Origin of the sequence: Paraburkholderia tropica (assembly GCF_900109265.1) — a bacterium.
GTDB lineage: Bacteria > Pseudomonadota > Gammaproteobacteria > Burkholderiales > Burkholderiaceae > Paraburkholderia > Paraburkholderia tropica.
Window position 1 is genome coordinate 223,393 of the sequence record NZ_FNZM01000010.1, and the last position, 23,475, is coordinate 246,867.

General features: G+C 66.3%; 15 protein-coding genes and 2 pseudogenes. 9 read left to right on the top strand and 8 right to left on the bottom strand.

What is annotated here, in order from left to right:
* Window positions 1–58: 58 nt before the first annotated feature.
* The 3 genes from alr to BMY06_RS18515 all read left to right on the top strand — a co-directional run bounded on the left by alr (window position 59) and on the right by BMY06_RS18515 (window position 2,980).
* The gene (gene alr, locus BMY06_RS18505; RefSeq protein WP_074984489.1) at window positions 59–1,129 is read left to right on the top strand and encodes an alanine racemase; all 1,071 of its coding nucleotides are present in this window, start codon (window positions 59–61) and stop codon (window positions 1,127–1,129) included.
* Between the two features lie 76 nt (window positions 1,130–1,205).
* Window positions 1,206–2,582 carry a DNA repair protein RadA gene (radA, locus tag BMY06_RS18510; RefSeq protein WP_074984586.1) on the top strand — a complete coding sequence of 459 codons (1,377 nt, stop codon included), beginning with the start codon at window positions 1,206–1,208 and terminating at the stop codon, window positions 2,580–2,582.
* A 134-nt stretch (window positions 2,583–2,716) separates the two neighbouring features.
* Complete coding sequence (locus BMY06_RS18515; RefSeq protein WP_074984490.1) at window positions 2,717–2,980, top strand: DUF2866 domain-containing protein; 264 nt, start codon at window positions 2,717–2,719, stop codon at window positions 2,978–2,980.
* Between the two features lie 467 nt (window positions 2,981–3,447).
* On the opposite strand, the pseudogene BMY06_RS18520 reads toward BMY06_RS18515, so the two are convergent.
* A pseudogene (locus BMY06_RS18520) lies at window positions 3,448–4,467 on the bottom strand (CaiB/BaiF CoA transferase family protein); the annotation flags it as partial.
* Window positions 4,468–4,570: 103 nt separating this feature from the next.
* Window positions 4,571–6,526 carry an ATP-binding cassette domain-containing protein gene (locus BMY06_RS18525; RefSeq protein ID WP_074984492.1) on the bottom strand — a complete coding sequence of 652 codons (1,956 nt, stop codon included), beginning with the start codon at window positions 6,524–6,526 and terminating at the stop codon, window positions 4,571–4,573.
* A 156-nt stretch (window positions 6,527–6,682) separates the two neighbouring features.
* Between BMY06_RS18525 and BMY06_RS18530 the strand changes: the two genes are divergently transcribed.
* Window positions 6,683–7,165, top strand: a complete 483-nt coding sequence (locus BMY06_RS18530) for a glutathione peroxidase (protein ID WP_065060182.1) — start codon at window positions 6,683–6,685, stop codon at window positions 7,163–7,165.
* A 9-nt stretch (window positions 7,166–7,174) separates the two neighbouring features.
* Here BMY06_RS18530 and cls read toward each other — a convergent pair whose 3' ends face one another.
* From cls to dapC, 6 genes are all read right to left on the bottom strand, one after another.
* Window positions 7,175–8,617, bottom strand: a complete 1,443-nt coding sequence (gene cls, locus BMY06_RS18535; RefSeq protein WP_074984493.1) for a cardiolipin synthase — start codon at window positions 8,615–8,617, stop codon at window positions 7,175–7,177.
* Window positions 8,618–8,811: 194 nt separating this feature from the next.
* Window positions 8,812–9,708 carry a 50S ribosomal protein L3 N(5)-glutamine methyltransferase gene (gene prmB / locus BMY06_RS18540; protein WP_074984495.1) on the bottom strand — a complete coding sequence of 299 codons (897 nt, stop codon included), beginning with the start codon at window positions 9,706–9,708 and terminating at the stop codon, window positions 8,812–8,814.
* Window positions 9,709–9,741: 33 nt separating this feature from the next.
* Window positions 9,742–10,878 carry a succinyl-diaminopimelate desuccinylase gene (gene dapE, locus BMY06_RS18545; RefSeq protein ID WP_074984496.1) on the bottom strand — a complete coding sequence of 379 codons (1,137 nt, stop codon included), beginning with the start codon at window positions 10,876–10,878 and terminating at the stop codon, window positions 9,742–9,744.
* 148 nt (window positions 10,879–11,026) lie between these two features.
* Entirely contained in the window at window positions 11,027–11,395 is a 369-nt protein-coding gene (locus tag BMY06_RS18550; protein ID WP_065060178.1) for an ArsC family reductase, read from the bottom strand.
* Window positions 11,395–12,222 (bottom strand): 2,3,4,5-tetrahydropyridine-2,6-dicarboxylate N-succinyltransferase, encoded by an 828-nt coding sequence (dapD, locus tag BMY06_RS18555; protein ID WP_065060359.1) that lies wholly within the window; start codon window positions 12,220–12,222, stop codon window positions 11,395–11,397. Before dapD ends, BMY06_RS18550 begins: the two co-directional genes overlap by 1 nt.
* A 105-nt stretch (window positions 12,223–12,327) precedes the next feature.
* The gene (gene dapC / locus BMY06_RS18560) at window positions 12,328–13,551 is read right to left on the bottom strand and encodes a succinyldiaminopimelate transaminase (RefSeq protein WP_074984498.1); all 1,224 of its coding nucleotides are present in this window, start codon (window positions 13,549–13,551) and stop codon (window positions 12,328–12,330) included.
* Window positions 13,552–14,013: 462 nt separating this feature from the next.
* On the opposite strand from dapC, the pseudogene BMY06_RS18565 reads away from it, so the two are divergent.
* The 5 genes and pseudogenes from BMY06_RS18565 to def all read left to right on the top strand — a co-directional run.
* Window positions 14,014–14,922, top strand: a pseudogene (locus BMY06_RS18565) (DMT family transporter); the annotation flags it as partial.
* A gap of 520 nt (window positions 14,923–15,442) precedes the next feature.
* Window positions 15,443–18,961, top strand: coding sequence for a chromosome segregation protein SMC (smc, locus tag BMY06_RS18570; RefSeq protein WP_074984587.1), 3,519 nt, complete (start codon window positions 15,443–15,445; stop codon window positions 18,959–18,961).
* A gap of 123 nt (window positions 18,962–19,084) precedes the next feature.
* On the top strand, window positions 19,085–20,455 hold the full coding sequence (locus BMY06_RS18575) for a cell division protein ZipA C-terminal FtsZ-binding domain-containing protein (RefSeq protein WP_065060175.1): 1,371 nt from the start codon (window positions 19,085–19,087) through the stop codon (window positions 20,453–20,455).
* Between the two features lie 426 nt (window positions 20,456–20,881).
* Window positions 20,882–22,942, top strand: a complete 2,061-nt coding sequence (gene ligA / locus BMY06_RS18580) for an NAD-dependent DNA ligase LigA (RefSeq protein ID WP_074984500.1) — start codon at window positions 20,882–20,884, stop codon at window positions 22,940–22,942.
* Window positions 22,939–23,472, top strand: coding sequence for a peptide deformylase (def, locus tag BMY06_RS18585; protein ID WP_074984502.1), 534 nt, complete (start codon window positions 22,939–22,941; stop codon window positions 23,470–23,472). The genes ligA and def overlap by 4 nt, the downstream gene beginning before the upstream one ends.
* The last annotated feature ends 3 nt before the right edge of the window (window positions 23,473–23,475 follow it).

Below are 23,475 nucleotides of genomic sequence, written 5' to 3' on the forward strand. Positions count from 1 at the left end.
GGGCGCTGAAAACACCCTGTAAGCTCCTGATTCGAAAGCGTCTTTACGAAAATCTCCCATGCCTCGCCCCCTCTCAGCCACGATTCACACCGCCGCACTCGCCAATAATCTCTCCGTCGTCCGGAAATACGCGCCGAAGTCGAAAATCTGGGCCGTGGTCAAGGCCAATGCCTACGGGCACGGGCTGGCGCGGGCGTTCCCCGGACTGCGCGCCACCGACGGTTTCGGCCTGCTCGACCTCGAAGAGGCCGTGAAGCTGCGCGAACTCGGCTGGGCGGGGCCGATCCTGCTGCTCGAAGGCTTTTTCCGGCCGACCGACATCGACGTGATCGACCGTTACAGCCTCTCGACCGTCGTCCACTGCGACGAGCAGATGCGCATGCTCGAAATGGCGCGTCTCTCGAAGCCCGTGAACGTGCAGCTCAAGATGAATAGCGGTATGAACCGGCTCGGCTACACGCCCGAGAAATACCGCGCCGCATGGGAGCGCGCGCGGGCGGCGGCCGGCATCGGTCAGATCACGCTGATGACGCATTTCGCGGACGCCGACACGCCGCGCGGCATCGGCGAGGCGATGGCGGCGTTCGAGCGTGGCGCGCAGGGGATCGCGGGCGCGCGCAGTCTCGCGAATTCGGCGGCCACGCTCTGGCATCCGGAGTCGCATTTCGACTGGGTGCGGCCGGGCATCGTGCTCTACGGCGCGTCGCCTTCGGGCGAGGCGTCGGCGCTCGACGGCACCGGCCTGCAACCGGCGATGACGCTCGCATCCGAATTGATCGCCACCCAGAACGTTGCCGAAGGCCAGACCGTCGGCTACGGCTCGACCTTCACGGCGCGCAAGCCCATGCGCATCGGCGTGGTGGCGTGCGGTTACGCGGACGGCTATCCGCGCGTCGCGCCCGAGGGCACGCCGGTGATCGTCGACGGCGTGCGCACGCGGGTCGTCGGCCGCGTCTCCATGGACATGCTGACCGTCGATCTCACGCCGGTGCCGGGCGCGGGCATGGGCACGCGCGTCGAGCTGTGGGGCGCGAATCTGCCGATCGACGAGGTGGCCGCCGCGTGCGGCACGATCGGTTACGAGCTGATGTGCGCGGTCGCGCCGCGCGTGCCGGTGCGCGCGGAGTAAGCGCGGCATAAGCGCGGCGCGTGGGGAAGCGGGCCAGGACAACGACACCAGAAACAAAGGCGGTATGGCGAAAAGCATGGCGAAGGTTAAGACGCTCTATATCTGCACCGAATGCGGCGGACAGGCGCCGAAATGGCAAGGACAGTGCCCCGCGTGCAGCGCGTGGAACACGCTGGTGGAAAGCGTCGCGGAGCCCGCGGGCAATCACCGTTATCAGGCGCTCGCGAAGAGCGCGCCGGTGCGCCGTCTCGCCGATATCGAGGCGTCCGACGTGCCGCGCTTCACGTCCGGCGTGGGCGAATTCGACCGCGTGCTGGGCGGCGGTCTGGTCGCGGGCGGCGTGGTGCTGATCGGCGGCGATCCGGGCATCGGCAAATCGACGCTGCTGCTGCAATCGCTCGCCGAAATCGCGGCCGACCGCCGCGCGCTCTATGTGAGCGGCGAGGAATCGGCGGCGCAGATTGCATTGCGCGCGCAACGTCTCGGTCTGCTCGAAAAGGGCTCGAAGATGAGCGAGCTGCAACTGCTCGCCGAAATCCAGCTCGAAAAGATCCAGGCGACCATCGAGGCAGAGAAGCCCGACGTTGCCGTCATCGACTCCATCCAGACGATCTATTCCGAAGCGCTGACGTCCGCGCCCGGCTCGGTCGCGCAGGTGCGCGAGTGCGCGGCGCAGCTCACGCGCATCGCCAAGCAGTCGGGCACGTCGATCATCATGGTCGGCCACGTGACGAAGGAGGGCAACCTCGCGGGCCCGCGCGTGCTGGAACATATCGTCGATACGGTGCTGTATTTCGAGGGCGACACGCACTCGTCGTTCCGTCTGGTGCGCGCGTTCAAGAACCGGTTCGGCGCGGTCAACGAACTGGGCGTGTTCGCGATGACCGAGCGCGGCCTGCGCGGCGTTGCCAATCCTTCCGCACTGTTTCTGTCGCAACACGAGCAGAGCGTGCCGGGTTCGTGCGTGATGGTGACGCAGGAAGGCTCGCGGCCGCTGCTCGTGGAAGTGCAGGCGCTGGTCGACACGGCGCAGGTGCCGAATCCGCGCCGACTCGCGGTCGGGCTCGAGCAAAACCGGCTCGCGCTGCTGCTGGCGGTGCTGCATCGTCACGCGGGGATCGGCTGTTTCGACCAGGACGTGTTCCTGAACGCGGTGGGCGGCGTGAAGATCACCGAGCCGGCCGCCGACCTCGCCGTGCTGCTTTCGATTCATTCGTCGATGCGTAACAAGGCGTTGCCCAAGGGGCTGATCGTTTTCGGCGAAGTGGGCCTGGCGGGCGAGATCCGTCCCTCGCCACGCGGGCAGGATCGTCTGAAGGAAGCGGCGAAGCTCGGTTTCACCTGCGCGCTGATTCCGCGCGCCAATGCGCCGAAGCAGCCGATCGAGGGACTCAAGGTGATCGCGGTCGAGCGGATTGAGGAAGCGATCGACCGGGTGCGCGAACTGGAGTGATGTCGATGCGACAGGCATGGTCTGTCGCGTAATCATTGGTAACAACCCTGGTTCGCACTGTAACCAGAAAATTTTGCGATTTCCCTATCCTTGCCCGCATATGCAACCCCGCATCCAGCGGAAAGGATAGCGACTTGAAACAGACAGAATCGTCCTTCGTCGGAAACTCGATCGTCGTGCGCGGCTGCCGCGTCTCCGAGCCGCTTGTGCAGCCTTTCGGCGGCACTTGCCGCATCGTCGAGTGGATCGACGGCGACGGCCGCATTTCACGCCAGGTGGTGGCCGGCAATGTGACGGCCGCGCAGGTGCGCAGCACCATCGCCCATCACGTGGAAGGCCGCAAACACGTCATGTACGACGACGAGCGCATGCCGCGTCAAACGCTGCCGCGGCGCTAGGCGCGCGGCGAGGTCTCGGGTGGCGCCCGAGGGTGGCGGCGAGGTCATGGTCACGACACAGGCACTTGCCAGAAAAATGGGCGCATCGAGCGCCCATTTTTCATACAGCTTGCCTTTCCTTAACTTACATTGCGCCTGCTCCTGGTTGCTCCTTGGCAGCCCCTCCGCCGCGCCCTGGCCGCGTTCGCTCACGGGCCGTAGCTGAACGGTTTCTTGCCCGGCGGCTGGCCCGGTGCGTGGGTGCCGCCGCCTTGCGGAGCATTTTGCGCATAGCCCTGCATGCCGGGCGTATTGGTCGCGAAAGCGGTTTGCGGATTGGGCGGCGGAGGCGCTACGGGTGCGCTTTGCGTACCCGCCATGCCGTAGGCCGCAGCGGCGGCGCCCGCCTGGGCAAACGGCGCCGCGGCCGGCGGCAAGCCCGCGGCACGGCGCGCTTCCGCTTCACGCTGCGCGGCGATTTCGTCGAGCACCGCCTGGAGCGCTTCCGGATTGAAGAGCGGATGATTGGCTGCCTCGCCGGGCGTGAGCACCGGCGACACGCAGCAGTCGATCACTTCGAGCCGGTCGATCCACGTTTGCAGCGGCTCGGCCGCAATCATCGCGGCGAACTCGTGCGTGAGCGCTGCCGCGTCCGTGCCACCGATCGCCTGACCGAGGCTCCAGTGCCGCTGCGCCCAATCCTCGCGGCCAATGGCCGTGCAGAGCGCCTGCCAGAACTTCAGCTCCAGCGCACCGACGGCCAGCCAGCGATCGTCCTGGGTGCGATAGAGGTTGTAGCAGGGCACGCCGCCGTTGAGCAGGCCGCCGCCCGCCTCGAGCGCGGCCGCGTCGTCGTTGGCGAGCGCGACCTGGGCGACCACGTTGTGCGTGTGCGAGACGTGCGCCATCGAGATATCGACGAAACGGCCTTCGCCGCCACGCGCAACTTGCCAGAGCGCGGCGAGAATCTGCGTGACCGCCGCGAGCGCGCCGCCCAGCAGATCGGCGATCTGGAAATTGGGCAGCACGGGCGCGCCGTCCCGCGCGGCGATCTGGTGGAGCACGCCGGAATACGCGACGTAATTGATGTCGTGGCCGGCGCGCTCGGCGAACGGACTGGTCGTGCCGTAACCCGTGATCGCGCAGTAGACGAGCTTGGGGTTGATCGCGCGCAGGGTCTCGTAGCCGAGCCCGAGCCGGTCCATGACGCCGGGCCGGAAGCTCTCGACCAGCACGTCGGCGTCGCGGGCGAGCGCGAGCAGCACCGCGCGGCCGCCCTCGGACTTGAGGTCGAGCCGCGTTTCGCGCTTGCCGCGGTTCACGATCTGATAGAACGCGCCCGGACGGCCCGCGATTTCGTCGGCGCTGTTGCGCATCATGGCGCGCGAGGCGTCGCCGGCGCCCGGCGGCTCGATCTTGAGCACGTCGGCGCCCATTTCCGCGAGGCGCAGCGTGGCCACCGGCCCGGGCAAAAGACGGGTCAGATCGAGAACGCGGAGGCCTTGCAAGGCGGGTGTCGACACTCGGGTGACTCCTGGCGGTGAGAGCGGTGACGTCGTTAAGGTCAACAGGCGGATCAGGATCGATTGTGCCGCACGTGCGGTGCGGGCATCAGCCGATCTGCTCGAGTTCTTCGTGCGCTTCGAGCCATTCGGCTTCGAGCGTCTCGAGGCGCGACTGGACGTCGGCCTGACGGCGGATCGCGTCGGTCAGACGCGTCTTCTGCTCGGGCTCGTAGCTGGCCGGGTCGGCGACGAAGCCGTCCAGCGTGCCTTTCTCGGCATTGAGCGCGTCCATTTCCTTTTCGATCTTGCCGATCTTCGCCTGCAGCGGCTTCTTCAGATGCGCAAGACGTTGGCGCGTTTCCGCTTCCTGACGACGCTGTTCCTTGCGGTTGACGCCCGCATCGGCGCCATCCAGTTCGCTGGCCGCATTCCCCGTGCCGCCGGCTGCCGCCGCCTTGAGCGCCGCGCGTTGCTCGGCCGCGTGCTGGAGCAGCCAGTCGCGGTAGTCGTCGAGATCGCCGTCGAACGGTTGCAGCCGGTGTTTGGCGACCAGCATGAACTGGTCGGTGGTTGCGCGCAGCAGATGGCGGTCGTGCGACACCAGAATGAGCGTGCCTTCGAACTGGGCGAGCGCCATGGTCAGGGCGTGACGCGTTTCGAGGTCGAGGTGGTTGGTCGGTTCGTCGAGCAGCAGCAGATTGGGCTTTTGCCAGATGATGAGTGCGAGCGCGAGGCGTGCCTTTTCGCCGCCCGAAAAGGGCGCGATGGGCGCCGTGGCCATTTCGCCGGGGAAATTGAAGCCGCCGAGGAAATCGCGCAATTCCTGCTCGCGCGTGTCGGGCGCGAGGCGCGCGAGATGCTGGAGCGGCGAGTCGTCGGGGCGCAGCGTTTCGAGCTGATGCTGCGCGAAATAGCCGATCTGCAGGCCTTTGCCCGTGCGCGTCTCGCCCGAAAGCGGCCCGAGCGTGCCCGCGAGCGTCTTGATCAGCGTCGATTTACCCTGGCCGTTCGCGCCCAGCAGCCCGATGCGCTGGCCGTTCTGAATGGACAGCGCCACACGCTCGACGATGGGCGTTTCGGTGCCGTCTTCGGCGCGATAGCCGCAGCGCACGTCTTCCATCACGAGCATGGGATTGGGCGCGGAATCGGGCGTGCGGAACTCGAAAGTGAACGGCGAGGCGGCATGCGCGGGCGCGATCAGCTCCATCTTTTCGAGCGCCTTCACACGGCTCTGCGCCTGGCGCGCCTTGGTGGCCTTGGCCTTGAAGCGGTCAATGAAGCTCTGCAGATGCGCGACGGTTTTCTGCTGCTTTTCGTAGGCGCTTTGCTGCAGCGCGAGCTGCTGCGCGCGCAGCAGCTCGAACTGCGAATAGTTGCCGCCGTAGCGTTTGACCTGCTGATTTTCCAGATGCAGCGTGACGTTGCAGATTGCGTCGAGGAATTCGCGGTCGTGCGAAATGACGACAAGCGTGCCCGGATAGCGATGCAGCCAGTCTTCGAGCCAGACGATGGCGTCGAGGTCCAGGTGGTTCGTGGGTTCGTCGAGCAGCAGCAGGTCGGAGCGGCACATCAGCGCCTGCGCGAGATTCAGGCGCATGCGCCAGCCGCCCGAGAAGCTCGCCACGGGCTGGCGCGTCTGGTCGAGCGTGAAGCCGAGGCCGAGCAGCAGCGCTTCGGCGCGCGCGGGCGCGGTGTAGCCGTCGGCGTCGGCGAACGCGGCGTGGGCTTCGGCTTCGGCCGCGCCGTCGTGGGCCGCCGAGGCCGCCGCAATACGCGCTTCGATTTCGCGCAGGTCGGCGTCGCCGTCGAGCGTGTATTCGAGCGCGCTCCTGTCGACCGCGGGCGTTTCCTGCGCCACGTGCGCGATCTGCCACGAAGGCGGCAGCGAGAAGTCGCCGGCGTCCGCGTGCAGTTCGCCGCGCAGCACGGAGAACAGCGTGGATTTGCCCGCGCCGTTCGCGCCGACGAGACCGGCCTTTTCACCCGGATTCAGGGTGAACGAGGTCTGGTCGAAAAGCGGCTTGGTGCCGCGAGCAAGGCTGAATTGGTTGAAGCGGATCACGGGAGCGCTGGCGCGGACGGGGCCGCGAACAAAACGTAAAGCGCTATTTTAACTGGGTGGAGGGCCTCCAATGACTAGCCGAACGGCTAGCCATTCGGCCAGGGTGCGGGGCGGCCCCTTTCTCCATTAGACTGGCGCTTTCCTTTGGAGAGCCAGATGACGACGGTGTATGCGTTTTCGGCCGAGCCGCTGGGCGGCGGCGCGCCAGTGAGCCTCGAACAGTATGCGGGCAAGGTCCTGTTGATCGTGAACACCGCGAGCGAATGCGGTTTCACGCCGCAATACGCGGGTCTGCAAAAGCTCCACGATCAGTACGCCGCGCGCGGCCTCGCGGTGCTCGGCTTCCCGTGCAACCAGTTCGGCAAGCAGGAGCCGGGCGACGCATCGCAGATCGGCGCGTTTTGCGAGAAGAATTTCGGCGTCACGTTCCCGATGTTCGCGAAGATCGACGTGAACGGCGCCCACGCGCACCCGCTCTACCAATGGCTGACCGAGGAAGCGCCGGGCGTGCTGGGCCTCGAGCGCGTGAAGTGGAATTTCACGAAGTTTCTCGTCGACCGCAACGGCAACGTGGTCAAGCGCTACGCGCCGGTCACGAAGCCCGACGCCATCGCCGCCGACATCGAAAAGCTGCTGTAACGCCGGGCGCTAGAGAATCGGCGCAAACAGCCGCGCGAGGTGCATGGTGATCTTGCGCCACGCGGGCGCGTTGCGGTATTCGCCGCGGTCGATCTCGAAGGTGTGCGCGAAGTCGCGCTCCAGCATCGCTTCCACTTCGGCGGCGAAGCCGCGGTGCACGGTCAGCACCATGATCTCGAAGTTCAGGCGGAACGAGCGGTTGTCCAGGTTCGCGCTGCCGATCGCGGCGGCGACGTCGTCGATCAGCACGACCTTCTGGTGCAGGAAGCCCGGCTTGTAGCGGAAGATGCGGATACCCGCGCGCACGGCGTCGTAGGCGTAGAGCGTCGAGGCTTCGAACACCACGTAATGGTCGCGGCGGCTCGGGATCATGATGCGCACGTCCACGCCGCGCAGCGCCGCGAGGCGTAGTGCGGACAGCACGGCCGAGTCGGGCACGAGATAGGGCGTGGTGATCCAGATGCGCTTGCTGGCGGCGTTGATCGCCTCCACGAAAAAGAGCGAGCAGGTTTCCTGGCGGTCGGCGGGGCCGGTGGGCATGACGAGGCACTGCATGTCGTCGCCGTCGCGCGGCGTGACGGCGGGCGGCTCGGAGCCCGGCAATTCCTGGGTGACCCAGTACCAGTCCTCGGTAAACGCGAACTGGATGCTGGCCACCACCGGGCCGCGCACTTCGATATGCGTGTCGCGCCACGGCGAAAGCCGCGCGTTCGCGCCGAGATACTCGACGCCCACGTTGTGGCCGCCCACGTAGGCGCGCTCGCCGTCGACCACCACGATCTTGCGGTGATTGCGGAAGTTGAGCTGGAAGCGGTTGACGAAGCGGCGCTTCGCCGAAAACGGATGCACCTCGATGCCGCCCGCGCGCAGATCGCGCACGTAGCTGGCGGGCAGGTCGAAGCTGCCGATGCTGTCGTAGAGGAAGTACACGCGCACGCCGCGCTGCGCGGCGGCGAGCAGCACGTCCTTGAGCATCTCGCCGAGCGCGTCCGCGTGCACGATGAAGAACTGCACGATCACGTACTGCCGCGCCTGTTCGATTGCGTCGAAGATGGCCGCGAAGGTGGCCTCGCCGTTCACCAGCGTGCGCACCGCGTTGCCCGGCACGAGCGGCATGCCGCCCAGTTGCGCAAAGGTGCGGATCACGCGTTCGCTGAGCAGATCCGTCGGGCCGATGCTGGTGGTTGCCGGGCGGTCGCGTTCGGGGGCGTGTGCGCGTGTGCGCAAGGTTTCGTCGCGGATGCGCCGCGCGTCTGCGTAGCCTTCGAACTTGCTGCGGCCGAGGAACAGATACGGGATCAGCGTGAGGTAGGGCATCGTCGCGAGCGAGACGGCCCAGGCGATCGCACCTTGCGAGGTGCGCGTATTGAGAATGGCGTGGCAGGCCGCGATCAGTCCGAATACGTGGACGACCGCGAGCAGGGTGCCGAGCGTTGACCAGTCGAAGTGCATAAAGGCGCGAGACGTTGCCGACGCGTCAGGCAAGGTCCAAGCCGCGTGAGCCGGGAAACGGTCATCTTACCCAGGGCGGCGCAACGTGCGCCATCAGACCGGCGGCGGAAGACCAGGCCGCCGGTGTTCCAGCAATGCGAGAGGTGGCTGACTGACGTGCGCCCGCTGCCACGGGCGCACATTCAAACGTCAATTCAGACCGGCAGATCGCGGGCCTGGATCAGGAACACCTGGTCGTCGCCGGCGCTCGTCGACAGCCAGACGAGATCGAGGCCGCCGAATGCCGCTTCCACGTTCTCGCGCTCGTTGCCGATCTCGACCACGAGCACGCCGTCGTCGGTCAGCCAGTTGCGCGCGTCCTTGATGATGCGGCGCACGATGTCCATGCCATCCGTGCCGCCCGCGAGCGCCATTTCCGGCTCGTGACGGTATTCGGGCGGCAGCGCGGCCATCGAATCGGCGTTCACATACGGCGGATTCGTGATGATCACGTCGTAACGGCGCTCCGGCAGCGGCGCGTACAGATCGCCTTCGAACAGCGAGATCTGGTCGTCGAGATCGTGTTCGTGAACGTTGCGCTTCGCGACTTCGAGCGCGGGCGCGGAAAGGTCGACGGCGTCGATGTCGGCGTTCGGGAACGCGTGCGCCGCGAGAATCGCGAGGCTGGCCGAGCCGGTGCACAGTTCGAGCACGGCGCCCACTTGCTCGGGATCTTCCACGTACGGCTGCAGGCCGTCCGCGAGCAGCTCGCCGATGAACGAGCGCGGCACGATCACGCGTTCGTCCACGTAAAAGCGCAGGCCGTGCATCCACGCTTCCTGCGTGATGTAGGCGGCCGGCACGCGGTCGTTGGCGCGGCGCTCGATCACGCCGAGCACCTTCTCGATTTCCTCGGGCGCGAGGCGCGCGTCGAGGAACGGATCGAGCAGGTCGAGCGGCAGATGCAGCGTGTGCAGGACCAGATAGGCGGCTTCGTCATAGGCGTTGGACGAGCCGTGGCCGAACGAGAGTTGCGCCGAGGAAAAACGCGTGACGCCGTAGCGCAGCAGATCGCGCACGGTCGAAAACGTAGTGGAAAGCGGATGGGTCATATCAGGGGCTCCAGTGCGTGCAGGCCGATCGCGTCAGGCGATCAGCTGTTCGAGCACGCGGCGGTACACGTTCTTGAGCGGGTCGATGAATTTGACTTCGATGTGCTCATCGATCTTGTGGATGCTGCCGTTGGGCGGCCCGAACTCCACGACCTGCGGGCACATGCGCGCGATGAAGCGGCCGTCCGAAGTCCCGCCGGTGGTCGACAGCTCGGTGGTCACGCCGGTTTCGGCGTGAATCGCCTTTTCGAGCGCGTTCGAGAGCGCGCCGCGCGGCGTGAGGAAGGGCAGGCCGCTGATGCTCCAGTGCAGATCGTATTCGAGACCGTGCTTGTCGAGAATCGCATGCACGCGCTGTTGCAGACCTTCCACCGTGCTCGCGGTCGAGAAGCGGAAGTTGAACTGCACGTCGGCGTGGCCCGGAATCACGTTGCTCGCGCCCGTGCCGCTGTGCAGGTTCGAGACTTGCCACGTGGTGGGCGGGAAGTATTCGTTGCCGTCGTCCCATTTTTCGGCGACGAGTTCGGCGAGCGCCGGCGCCAGCAGATGCACCGGATTCTTCGCGAGATGCGGATAGGCAATGTGGCCCTGCACGCCCTTGACGACGAGCTTGCCCGACATCGAGCCGCGGCGGCCGTTCTTCACGCAGTCGCCGAGCGTATTCGTCGACGTCGGTTCGCCGACGATGCAGTAGTCCATCTTCACGCCGCGCGCCTGGAGCGCCTCGACCACCTTGACGGTGCCGTCGGTGGCGGGGCCTTCCTCGTCGCTCGTGATCAGGAAGGCGATCGCGCCGCGATGCTGCGGGTGCGCCGCCACGAATTCTTCGCTGGCGACCACGAAGGCGGCGAGCGAGGTCTTCATGTCGGCGGCGCCGCGGCCGTAGAGCACGCCGTCGCGGTGCGAGGGCTGGAACGGCGGCGAGCTCCATTGCTCGATGGGACCGGTCGGCACCACGTCGGTGTGACCCGCGAAGGCGAGCAGCGGCGCGTCGGCGTCCGTGCCGCGCTTGACGGCCCACAGGTTGGTCACGCCGTTGGATTCGATCGTTTCGCACGCGAAGCCGAGCGCGCTGAGGCGTTCGGTCATGATGCGCTGGCAGTGCTGGTCGTCGGGCGTCACGGACGCGCGCGCGATCAGGGCTTCGGTAAGGGCGAGGGTGGCGGACATGAAGGGACCACTTTCAATAAAAATGCCGGCGCCGCTGCAATGCAGGGGCCGGCAACAGCTTGTGACGATGATGCGCTAGCGGATTCGCGAGGCCATCGAAGACTTCCGACGGCCGGGCGCTCCGCTCGCGCAGTGCCTCAAACACAGTTCAGGCAAACAGCTCCGCGTACTGCTCGGCCGAAAAACCGAGCGTCTTCACGCGGCCATTCACGGCCACGACCGGGCGCTTGATGATCGACGGCTTGTGGATCATCAGCGCGATCGCGCCCGCGGTCGAATCGGCTTCGGCCTTGTGAACCTCGGACAGGCCGCGCCACGTCGTGCCGCGCTTGTTGATCAGCTGATCGAGCGAGACATCCTTGAGCCAGTCCTGCACCAGCGCGTTCGACACGCCGGCTTTCTTGAAGTCGTGGAATTCGAACTCGATCCCGTGCTCTTCCAGCCACACGCGGGCCTTCTTCACGGTGTCGCAGTTCGGAATGCCGTAGACGACCACGGTCTTTGCGGCCTTCGCCATCAGTCGCCTCGCAGCAGCTCGTTCAGGCCGACCTTGGCGCGCGTCTTCGCGTCGACCTTCTTGACGATCACGGCGCAGTACAGGCTGTGCGAGCCGTCCTTCGAGGGCAGGTTGCCGGCCACGACGACCGAGCCTGCCGGGATGCGGCCGTACGAGATTTCGCCGGTTTCGCGGTCATAGATCTTGGTCGACTGGCCGAGGTACACGCCCATCGAGATGACCGAGTTTTCTTCGACGATCACGCCTTCCACGACTTCCGAGCGCGCGCCGATGAAGCAGTTGTCTTCGATGATGACCGGGTTGGCCTGCAGCGGCTCCAGCACGCCGCCGATGCCCACGCCGCCCGAAAGGTGGACGTTCTTGCCGATCTGCGCGCACGAACCGACGGTTGCCCACGTGTCGACCATCGTGCCTTCGTCGACATACGCGCCGATGTTGGTGTACGACGGCATCAGCACGACGTTCTTGCCGATGAACGAGCCGCGGCGCGCGATGGCCGGCGGCACGACGCGGAAGCCGCCTGCGGCGAAGTCTTCAGCCGTGTAGTTGGCGAACTTCGAGGGCACCTTGTCGAAGAACTGCGTGAAGCCGCCGGCGGCCATCGGCGCGTTGTCTTCCAGGCGGAACGACAGCAGCACGGCCTTCTTCACCCACTGGTTGACGACCCAGTCGCCGTCCTTCTTCTCGGCGCAGCGCAGCGTGCCCTTGTCCAGTTCGGCGATGACGTGGGCGACGGCTTCACGCACGTCGTTCGGCGCGGACTTGGGCGAAAAGTCGGCGCGGTTTTCCCAGGCGGTGTCGATGATCTGCTGAAGTTGTTGCGACATGGTGATGATTTCGTGTGAGTTCAAAAGCCGTTGGACGGCGGGAATTCGGTGGCGATACGCGCGCGGCGGGGCGCGCGTTCGGCGGTGGCGTTACGGCTGACGGTGTTATGCCTCGAGCGAGCGGCAGAAGTCGACGATGCGCTGCGCGCCCTCGGTGCATTCGTCGACGTCGGCGACGAGCGCCAGACGGACAAAGCCTTCACCCGGGTTCGCGCCGTGCGCTTCGCGCGCGAGAAACGAGCCGGGCAGGACCGTCACATTATAGTCGGCGTAGAGGCGCTGGGCGAACGCGGTGTCCGAGAGGCCGGTGCGCGCGACGTTGGCCCAAAGGTAGAACGCGGCGTCCGGCAGCTTCACGTCGAGCACGTCGGCGAGCATGGGCGTGACGGTCGAGAACTTCTGCACGTACTTCGCACGGTTCTCGCGCACGTGCGCCTCGTCGCCCCACGCGGCGATGCTGGCGGACTGCCAGACCGGCGACATCGCCGAGCCGTGATAGGTGCGGTACAGCAGGAACTGCTTGAGGATCGCCGGGTCGCCGGCCACGAAGCCCGAGCGCATGCCCGGCGCGTTCGAGCGCTTCGAGAGGCTGGACAGCATGATCAGGCGCTCGAAACCGCGGCCGAGCTGGTGCGCGGCTTCGAGACCGCCGAGCGGCGGCGTCGATTCGTCGAAATAGATCTCCGAATAGCATTCGTCGGACGCGATCACGAAGCCGTAGCGATCGGACAGCGCGAACAGTTCGCGCCAGTCGTCGAGCGTGAGGACGGCGCCCGTGGGGTTGCCCGGCGAGCAGACGTAGAGCAGCTGCGTGCGCGCCCAGATGGCTTCCGGCACCTGCGAATAGTCGCAGGCGAAGTTGCGGGTCGGATCGCTGTTGACAAAGTACGGCTCGCCGCCCGCGAGCAGCGCCGCGCCTTCGTAGATCTGGTAGAACGGGTTCGGGCAGAGGACGATCGCCCGTTTTGCGGGGTCTTTGGCGCCCGCCGTGGGGTCCACGACCGCCTGAGCGAGTGCGAACAGCGCCTCGCGCGAGCCCGAGACCGGCAGCACTTGCGTGCTGGCGTCGATGGCGGGCAGGCTGTAGCGTTCGCTCACCCATTTCGCGATCGCTTCGCGCAGCGCCGGGCTGCCGCCCGTGGCCGGATACACCGACAGACCGTCGAGCGAGGCGACGATGGCGTCGCGGATCAGCGCGGGCGTCGGGTGTTTCGGCTCGCCGATCCCGAAGCTGATGTGGCGCAGGCCAGCATTCGGCGCGACGTCCTTGAAGAGCGCGCGCAGCTTTTCGAAGGGATAGGACTGGAGGGTGTCGAGTAGCGGATTCACAGGGCTGGCGGGCGTAAGCGAAAAACGGATGGAGCGACGGGCGCGGGCACGCGGCGGGATCGCGGCGCAGGGTGTGCGTCGCACGGACCGGCTGATTGACGCGCTGGTTGGCACGCGGTTGACACACCGGTTGACGCACCGGTTGACCCGCATGGCCGGGTGGGGCCGTGCCGGGCGGTGCGACTGCCGTCGCTGGCAAAACGTGAATTATAGCGTGGCCGCCGTTTGCTGATTGGGTCGCGGTGGCGCGCGGGCCGGGGCGTGGATCGGGCTTGAGGCGGGCTTCGGTCGGGCTTGGGTCGCGCACGGCCTGGCTAAAGATCGCTCACGAATCGGGCGCGAACCCGGTCGGCGGCCCGAGCGGCCATCAAGCTGAAACTGAACAAGGATTGGAATGCAGTCTGAAAAACGCTGGATGGCCGCGATCAACGCGATGCGCGCAATGTCCGCGAGGTTCGCGCGATGAGCGCCGCCTGGTTGACCGCGCGCAATCTGAAATCGGGCTGGCCGACGCTCGCGATCATGATCGGCGCCTCGGTGTGGGGCGTGATCTGGTTTCCGCTGCGCACGCTGGCGAGCTTCGGTCTGACCGGCACGGCTGCCGGCGCGGCGACGAGCGCGGCGGCCTGCCTGTTCGTGCTGCTGCTGCGCCGCCGCTCGATTTCGACGGTGCGCTGGCACTGGGTGTTGCCGCTGCTCGGGTTGGCGGCGGGCGTCACCAACATCGGATTCGTATGGGGCGCGATTCACGGCGAAGTGATGCGCGTGCTGTTGCTGTTCTATCTGACGCCCGCGTGGACGGCGATCTTCGCGCACTTCATCCTGCACGAGCGGCTGACCTGGTCCGGCGCTGCGCTGGCCGGGCTGTCGCTGGCGGGCGCGGTGCTCATGCTCTGGTCGCCCAGGCTCGGCGTGCCACTGCCGGGCAGCGCCGCCGAGTGGGCGGGCCTCGCGGGCGGCATGGGTTTCGCGATGAGCAATGTGCTCGTCGTGAAGACAAGCCGGGTGCTGCCGCGGATATGAAGCCCGAAATGCGTACCGCCGTGATTTTCGGCGGGGCGGCGATATTCGGCGTGATCGCATCGTTTTTCGAACCGATGCCGGCGCTCCATGCCGGCGAGCCGCTCGCCCGCGCGGTTTTGCTCGTGCTGGCGCTCGGTGTGCTGCTGGGCGTGAACAACATGCTCGTGCAATACGGGCTCGCGCGCGTGCCAGCCAACCGGGCCTCGATCATCATGTTGTTCGAAATCGTCGTGACCGCACTTTCTTCGTGGCTGCTCGCCGGCGAGACGCCGGGGCCGCGCGAATGGGCGGGCAGCGCATGTATCGTGCTTGCCTCGCTGCTGTCGAGCTGGGTGCATCGCGCGCAGGAGGCGCGCAAGCGTCCCCGGCAGGTGGCTCACGCGAGCGCCGAAGCCAGCGCGATCGCCCACGCCGACGCGAGCCTGCTCGACGATGAAACTCGCGGCGAGACCAGCGGGGAGATCAGCGCCGTAGGCCGCGACGATGCCGGTGCCTCGTCCGACCAGCACGACTACGATCGCCGCCACGACGAGTCCGATGCAAACGTTGACCCGACCGCCGACAAAAGTGCCGATAAAACCCGCAATCACCACGACGGCCGTGGCGCCCGGCCCGATGGCGGGCAGAATGGCACGCGTGCGATGGTATGATTGCCCCTGATCCTCGCCGGCCGGGCGCGCACTGAGGTGCATCAGGCGCTTCGCACGGCGAGCCGTGGCGGCTGTCCGTGCTGTGCGCGCCGTTCGTTCGGCCAGATGCGAATCCTGCGGCGCCTCGCGCCGCCGTGCGACTGAAGTGACGGTCGACGGTGCGCGGCGGCGGTCCGGGCGGTCCCGTTCACTCTTCCAATTCAAACAGCGATATCGCCGTGCGTCTGACCTCGATTAAACTCGCTGGCTTCAAATCATTCGTCGATCCCACGCATTTCCAGGTACCGGGCCAACTCGTCGGAGTGGTCGGACCGAACGGCTGTGGTAAATCGAACATCATCGACGCCGTGCGCTGGGTGCTCGGCGAATCCCGCGCGTCCGAATTGCGCGGCGAGTCGATGCAGGACGTCATCTTCAACGGTTCCACCGCGCGCAAGCCCGGCAGCCGCGCGAGCGTCGAACTCGTGTTCGACAACGCCGACGGGCGCGCCGCTGGCCAGTGGGGCCAGTATGCCGAGATCGCCGTCAAGCGCGTGCTTACGCGCGACGGCACCTCGAGCTACTACATCAACAATCTGCCGGCGCGCCGCCGCGACATTCAGGACATCTTCCTCGGCACCGGTCTCGGTCCGCGTGCTTACGCGATCATCGGGCAGGGCATGATCGCGCGCATCATCGAGGCGAAGCCCGAAGAACTGCGCGTGTTCCTCGAAGAAGCCGCGGGCGTGTCGAAGTACAAGGAACGCCGCCGCGAGACCGAAAACCGCCTGCACGACACGCGCGAGAATCTCACGCGCGTGGAAGACATCGTGCGCGAGCTGTCCACGAATCTGGAAAAGCTCGAAGGCCAGGCGGTCGTGGCGACGAAGTACCGCGAACTGCAGGCCGACGGCGAAGAAAAGCAGCGCATGCTGTGGCTGTTGCGCAAGAACGAGGCGGCGGGCGAGCAGCAGCGCCAGCAGCGCGCCATCGAGCAGGCGCAGATCGATCTCGAACGGCATACCGCGCAACTGCGCGAAGTCGAAGCGCAGCTCGAAACGCTGCGCGTGGCGCACTATTCGGCCAGCGACGCGATGCAGGGCGCGCAAGGCTCGCTCTATGAAGCGAACGCCGAGGTAAGCCGGCTCGAAGCCGAGATCAAGTTCATCGTCGAATCGCGCAATCGCGTGCAGGCGCAGATCGCGGCGCTCACGGCGCAGCGCGAGCAATGGCAGGTCCAGGCGCAAAAGGCGCAGGACGATATCGAAGACGCTGAAGAACAACTCGCGATGGGCGAGGAAAAAGCCGCCATCGCCGAGGAAGAGGCGGCCGCGAAGCAGGAAGCGCTGCCCGCGCTCGAAAACCGCTGGCGCGACGCCCAGTCTCAACTGAACGACGAGCGTGCGGGCATCGCGCGAACGGAGCAGGCGCTCAAGCTCGAAGCCGCGCATCAGCGCAACGCCGATCAAATGCTCCAGCAGCTTCAGCAGCGCCACGAGCGCCTGAAGTCGGAGGAAGGCGGCCTCGACGCGCCGGACGAAGTGCAGCTCGAAGAGCTGCGCATGCAACTGGCCGAGCAGGAAGAAATTCTTCGCGACGCCCAGGACCGCCTCACGGACGCGCAGGAAACCGTGCCGCGTCTGGACGCCGAGCGCCGTGCCGCGCACGATCGCGTGCAGGCCGAAAACGCCCAGATTCACCAGTTCGAAGCGCGTCTCGCGGCGCTCAAGCAACTGCAGGAGAGCGTCCAGACCGAAGGCAAGATCCAGCCGTGGCTCGAACGTCACGAACTGGGCGCGTTGCCGCGTCTGTGGAAGAAGCTGCATGTCGAGGCCGGTTGGGAAACCGCGCTCGAAGCTGTGCTGCGCGAGCGTCTCGCGGCGCTCGAAGTGTCGAATCTCGATTGGGTCAAGGCGTTCGCCACCGACGCACCGCCTGCCAAGCTCGCGTTCTATGCGCCGCCGCTGGCGGGCCAGACGGCTAGCGTACCGGCAGGTCTCACGCCGCTGCTCTCGCTCGTGCGTATCGACGATGCAGGCCTGCGCGCAGTGCTCAACGAATGGCTCGGGACGACCTTCGTCGCGGACGATCTGGCGCAAGCGCTCGCGCAACGCGCGCAATTGCCCGAAGGCGGCGCCTTTGTGGTGAAGGCCGGTCACTCGGTCTCGCGCGTGGGCGTGCAGCTTTACGCAGCCGATTCCGAGCAGGCGGGCATGTTGGCGCGCCAGCAGGAAATCGAAAATCTCGCGCGCCAGGTGCGTGCCCAGGCGCTGCTCGCCGACGAAGCCCGCTCGGCCGTGGTGCGTGCGGAAGCCGCGCATACGCAGGCCGCGCAGGTGCTCGGCGAGGCGCGCCAGCAAGCCGACCGCGCCACGCAGCGCGTGCATGCGCTGCAGATGGACGTGCTCAAGCTCACGCAGGCGCACGAGCGCTACACGGCGCGCAGCACGCAGATCCGTGAAGAACTGGACGAAATTCGCGCGCAGATCGAAGAGCAGCGCGCGCTGCGTGCCGAATCGGAAGCGAATTTCGAGCGCCACGACGGCGAGCTCGCCGAACTCCAGGCGCGCTTCGAAGACAACCAGCTCGCGTTCGAGGCGCTCGACGAAGAACTGGGTGCGGCGCGCAACGCCGCGCGCGATCTCGAACGCGCCGCGGGCGACGCGCGCTTCGCGGCCCGTAATCTGGCCGCGCGCATCGAAGAACTGCGCCGCAACATCCAGATCTCGCACGATCAGAGCGAACGCGTGGCGGGCTCGCTCGAAGACGCGCGCGCCGAACTCGAAACGATCAACGAGCAGACCGCGCACACCGGCCTGCAAGACGCGCTGGAAATTCGCGCGGAGAAGGAAGAACTGCTGCGCAACGCGCGCGCCGAACTCGACGATCTGAGCGCGAAGCTGCGCGCCGCCGACGAAACGCGCCTTGCCGCCGAACGCGCGCTGCAACCGCTGCGCGACCGCATTACCGAATTGCAGCTCAAGGAGCAGGCCGCGCGCCTGAACGGCGAGCAGTTCGTCGAGCAGTTGCAGGCGGCCGGTGTGGACGAGGCGGCGCTGCAGGAAAAGCTCACGCCGGACCTCAAGCCCTCGTATCTGCAAGGCGAAGTCACGCGCATCAACAACGCGATCACGGCGCTCGGACCGGTCAACATGGCCGCGCTCGACGAACTGGCCGCGGCGAAGGAGCGCAAGACCTTCCTCGACGCGCAGTCGGCCGACCTGACGAGCGCGATCGAAACGCTCGAAGACGCGATCCGCAAGATCGACCAGGAAACTCGCACGTTGCTGCAAGGCACGTTCGACGAAGTGAACAAGCATTTCGGCGATCTGTTCCCGCGTCTTTTCGGCGGCGGTCAGGCGAAGCTCATCATGACCGGCGACGAGATTCTCGATGCGGGCGTGCAGGTCATGGCGCAGCCGCCGGGCAAGAAGAACTCGACGATTCACCTGCTGTCGGGCGGCGAGAAAGCGCTGACCGCGACGGCGCTCGTGTTCGCGATGTTCCAGCTCAATCCTGCGCCGTTCTGTCTGCTCGACGAAGTGGACGCGCCGCTCGACGACGCCAACACGGAGCGTTTCGCCAACCTCGTGCGTGCGATGTCGAACAAGACGCAGTTCCTGTTCATCTCCCACAACAAGATTGCGATGGAGATGGCGCAGCAGCTGATCGGCGTGACGATGCAGGAGCAGGGCGTGTCCCGGATCGTGGCCGTCGACATGGAAACGGCTGCGGGTTTCGCACAGAATACGATCTGATTGGCGATGGAACGCGCGATCTGACTCGCGTGTTACTTCGCGGTTTGAATTGCTGTCTATATCGATAGACGAGGACGGCGCGCCGGGCGCGCCGCCGGAAAAAGAATTGCTGATGGAGCATGCATGGATCAGTTGACTCTCGGGTTGATCGGCGCGGGTGCCGTGGTCGTCGGGGGCGTGGTGGTGTACAACGCATGGCAAGGCGCCAAGGTGCGCCGGCGCATGCCGCGTCCGATGCCCGAAGAGGCGGTCGAGACGCCGCTCGGCGGCGAACTCGAGGAACAGAGCCCGTTCATCGAGCCGGCTCGTGCACCGTCGCGCCGCGAGCCCTCGCTCGCGGGCGGCGAACTGGCTGAAGAACGCGTGGAGCCGGGCTTCGGCTCCGTAGCGCCCGCCGATACGCCCGTGGACATTCAGGCGGAGAACACCTCGCCGAACGGTTTCGCCGAAGCTGAACCGGCGCAGGTCGCGAATGAGGACGGCGAGCCGGCCACGGTTGCCGCCACGTCTGATGCAGCCGACGCGCAGCCAGGCGAAGCGGTTGCAGGCAAGGACGCTACAGCCGAGGTAAAAGCGGAAGCCAAGCCGGCCAAAGACGCCAAAGAGGCGAAAGGCGCTGAAGGCGAGCGCGTCGAACCCGTGCTGCCCGCTGCTACGACCATTTCGTCGGCGCCTCCAGCGGTCGTGGATCGCCGCATCGACTGTATCGTGCCGATTCGTCTGGGCGCGGTGCTGCCAGGCGAACGGGTGATTCCGCTCGCGCAGCGTTTGCGCCGCGCCGGCAGCAAGCCTGTGCACATTGAAGGCAAGCCCGAGGGCGGCGACGGCTGGGAGCTGCTGCAGAACGGCGTGCGCTACGAGGAACTGCGCGCGGCGGCGCAGCTTGCGAACCGCAATGGCCCGCTCAACGAGCTGGAGTTCTCGGAGTTCGTGACGGGCGTGCAGCAGTTCGCCGACGGTGTGGACGGCTTGCCCGAATTCCCCGACATGATGGAAACGGTCGCGATGGCGCGCGAGCTCGACGGATTTGCCGCGCAGTGCGACGCGCAGCTGTCGATCAACGTGCTGTCGGACGGCGCACCGTGGTCGGCGAACTATGTGCAGGCGGTGGCGGCGCAGGACGGTCTGCTGCTGTCGCGCGACGGCACGCGTTTCGTGAAGCTCGACGCGAAGCAGAGCCCGGTGTTCATGCTTCAGTTCGGCGACACGAATTTCCTGCGCGACGACCTCACGTACAAGGGCGGCCAGATGATCACGCTGATCCTCGACGTGCCGGTGGCCGACGAGGACATCCTGCCGTTCCGCCTGATGTGCGACTACGCGCGTTCGCTCGCCGAGCGCATCGGCGGTCGGGTGGTGGACGACCAGCGCCGTCCGCTGCCGGAGTCGGTGTTGCAGAACATCGACAAGCAGCTCATGACGCTCTACGCGAAGCTTGAGCAAGCCGGCATTCCGGCGGGCTCGCCGGCCACGCGCCGCCTGTTCAGCCAGTAAGAGCTGAAATAAGTCGAGCGCGAAAGGCGCGGTGCTGTCGTGGCGCCGCGCCTTTTTTGCGTCTGGGTTTGCGTCCGGGTTTGCGCCCGGGAAGCAACGGGGCACCAGAGCAGAGTGCGCGCGGGTGCGAAGAGGCGGAACGGCACACGCGGCAGGCACGGAGCGTGGATTCGGCATGTTCATGAGCGGTTGGCAAGTGCGGCTTCCGGGCCGGTTACGATGCTTTTAAGTTCGCATCGGCGCGGGGGCTTCGTCAATGGATTCGGGCCAGCGTTAGCCGTTCGGCCAGGAGAATCGAGCGTCGCGTACGGGAGCGCACGCAGCCACCCCGAAGTTCTCCCGACGTTAGCCATTCGGCCGATGCGACACGGGCGGCTTCCTGAGATAATCTGACTCCGAAAACATTCGTCAGAAACCGTTCCCAGCATGGTCCGTCATCCCGCCCGTCCCTCTGAAGCATCCACCGCGACCGAGCGCGCGGCGTGGCTGCGCGCCGAACTCGAGCGCGCCAATCACGCTTACTACGTGCTCGACCAGCCGGAGCTGCCCGACGCGGAATACGACACGCTGTTCCGCGAGTTGCAGGCGATCGAGGCCGAGCATCCCGACCTCATCACGCCCGATTCCCCCACGCAGCGCGTCGGCGGCGAGGCGTCAGAGGGTTTCGAGCCGGTCGTCCACGACGTCCCGATGCTGTCGCTCAACAACGGTTTCGCCGACGAAGACATCGCTGCGTTCGACAAGCGCGTGCACGACACGCTCGGCAAGCCCGAAGGCGAACTGGTCGAATACGCCTGCGAGCTCAAGTTCGACGGGTTGGCCATTTCGCTGCGTTATGTCGACGGCGTGTTCGTGCAAGCGTCCACGCGCGGCGACGGCGCGACGGGCGAGAACGTCACCGAGAACGTGCGCACGATCCGCTCGCTGCCGCTGCGGCTGAAGGGTAAGCGCGTACCGAAGGTGCTCGACGTGCGCGGCGAAGTGCTGATGTTCCGCCGCGACTTCGCGCGCATGAACGATCGTCAGCGCGAGGCCGGGCACAAGGAATTTGCGAACCCGCGCAACGCGGCGGCGGGCAGCCTGCGTCAGCTCGATTCGAAGATCACGGCGCAGCGTCCGCTGTCGTTTTTCGCTTATGGGATCGGCGTGCTCGAAGGCGAGCCGATGCCGGCCACGCATAGCGAACTGCTCGACTGGTACGCGGAAATGGGCCTGCCGGTGAACGGCGAGCGTGCGGTCGTGAAGGGCGCGCAAGGCTTGCTCGACTTCTTCCGTGCGGTCGGCGAGAAGCGCGAGAGCCTGCCGTACGACATCGACGGCGTGGTCTACAAGGTCAACCGCCGCGACGAGCAGGACGCGCTTGGTTTCGTCTCGCGCGCGCCGCGCTTTGCGCTCGCGCACAAGTTTCCGGCGCAGGAAGCGCTCACGAAGCTGCTGGCCATCGACGTGCAGGTGGGCCGTACCGGCGCCATCACGCCGGTCGCTCGGCTGGAGCCGGTGTTCGTGGGCGGCGCGACCGTTACGAACGCCACGTTGCACAATGAAGACGAAGTGCGCCGCAAGGACATTCGCATCGGCGACACGGTGATCGTGCGGCGCGCCGGCGACGTGATTCCGGAGGTGGTGAGCGCGCTGCTCGATCGTCGTCCGGCCGACGCGGCCGAGTTCGTCATGCCGACCGAATGTCCGGTGTGCGGTTCGCGCATCGAACGTCTGCCCGACGAGGCCATCGCGCGCTGCTCGGGCGGATTGTTCTGTCCGGCGCAGCGCAAGCAGGCGCTCTGGCATTTCGCACAGCGGCGCGCGCTCGACATCGACGGTCTGGGCGAGAAGATTATCGACCAGCTCGTCGAGCAGAATCTCGTGCGCACGCCCGCGGACCTGTTCAATCTCGGTTTCGCGACACTCGCGGAACTGGATCGCATGGCCGAGAAATCGGCGCAAAACCTGCTAGATTCGCTCGAAAAAGCCAAGTCGACCACGCTGGCGCGCTTCATTTATGCACTGGGCATCCGTCAGGTGGGCGAGTCCACCGCGAAGGATCTGGCCAAATACTTCGGCTCGCTCGATCCGATCATGGACGCGAGCATCGAGCAACTGCTCGAAGTGAAGGACGTGGGGCCGATCGTGGCGGAGTCGATCCACCAGTTCTTTGCGGAAGAACATAACCGCACCGTGATCGAGCAACTGCGCGCGCCGGGCAAGGTCACATGGGCTGAAGGTCCGCCTGCGCCAAAAGCGCCGGTTGGCGTGCTCGCGGGCAAGACGGTGGTGCTCACGGGCACGTTGCCTACGCTCACGCGCGACGAGGCGAAAGAGATGCTGGAAGCGGCTGGCGCGAAGGTGGCCGGCTCGGTGTCGAAGAAGACCGACTACGTGGTGGCGGGTGCCGAAGCGGGCAGCAAGCTCGCGAAAGCCGAGGAACTCGGCGTGCCGGTGCTCGACGAGGATGGGTTGCACAAGCTCCTGGAGGGGCACACAACATGATTCGCGAAATTCTCAGGATGGGCGATCCGCGCCTGCTCGGTATCGCCAGACCGGTCGATCATTTCGATACGCCCGAACTGCACGAACTGATCGCCGACATGTTCGACACCATGCACGCCGCGAACGGCGCGGGTCTCGCCGCGCCGCAGATCGGCGTCGACCTGCAGGTGGTGATCTTCGGTTTCGAGCAGAACGAGCGTTATCCGGAAGCGCCGGCGGTGCCGCAAACCGTGCTGATCAACCCCGTTATCCATCCCTTGTCGCACGACATGGAAGAGGGTTGGGAGGGCTGCCTTTCGGTGCCCGGCCTGCGCGGCGCGGTGAGCCGTTATTCGATGATCCGCTACAACGGCTTCGACCAGTACGGCACGCCGATCGAGCGCGTCGCGGAGGGCTTTCATGCGCGCGTGGTGCAGCACGAATGCGATCACCTGATCGGCAAGCTGTACCCGATGCGCATCACCGACTTCTCGAAGTTCGGTTTCACGGACATTCTGTTCCCGCATCTCGATCCGAATAGCGACGACTGACGC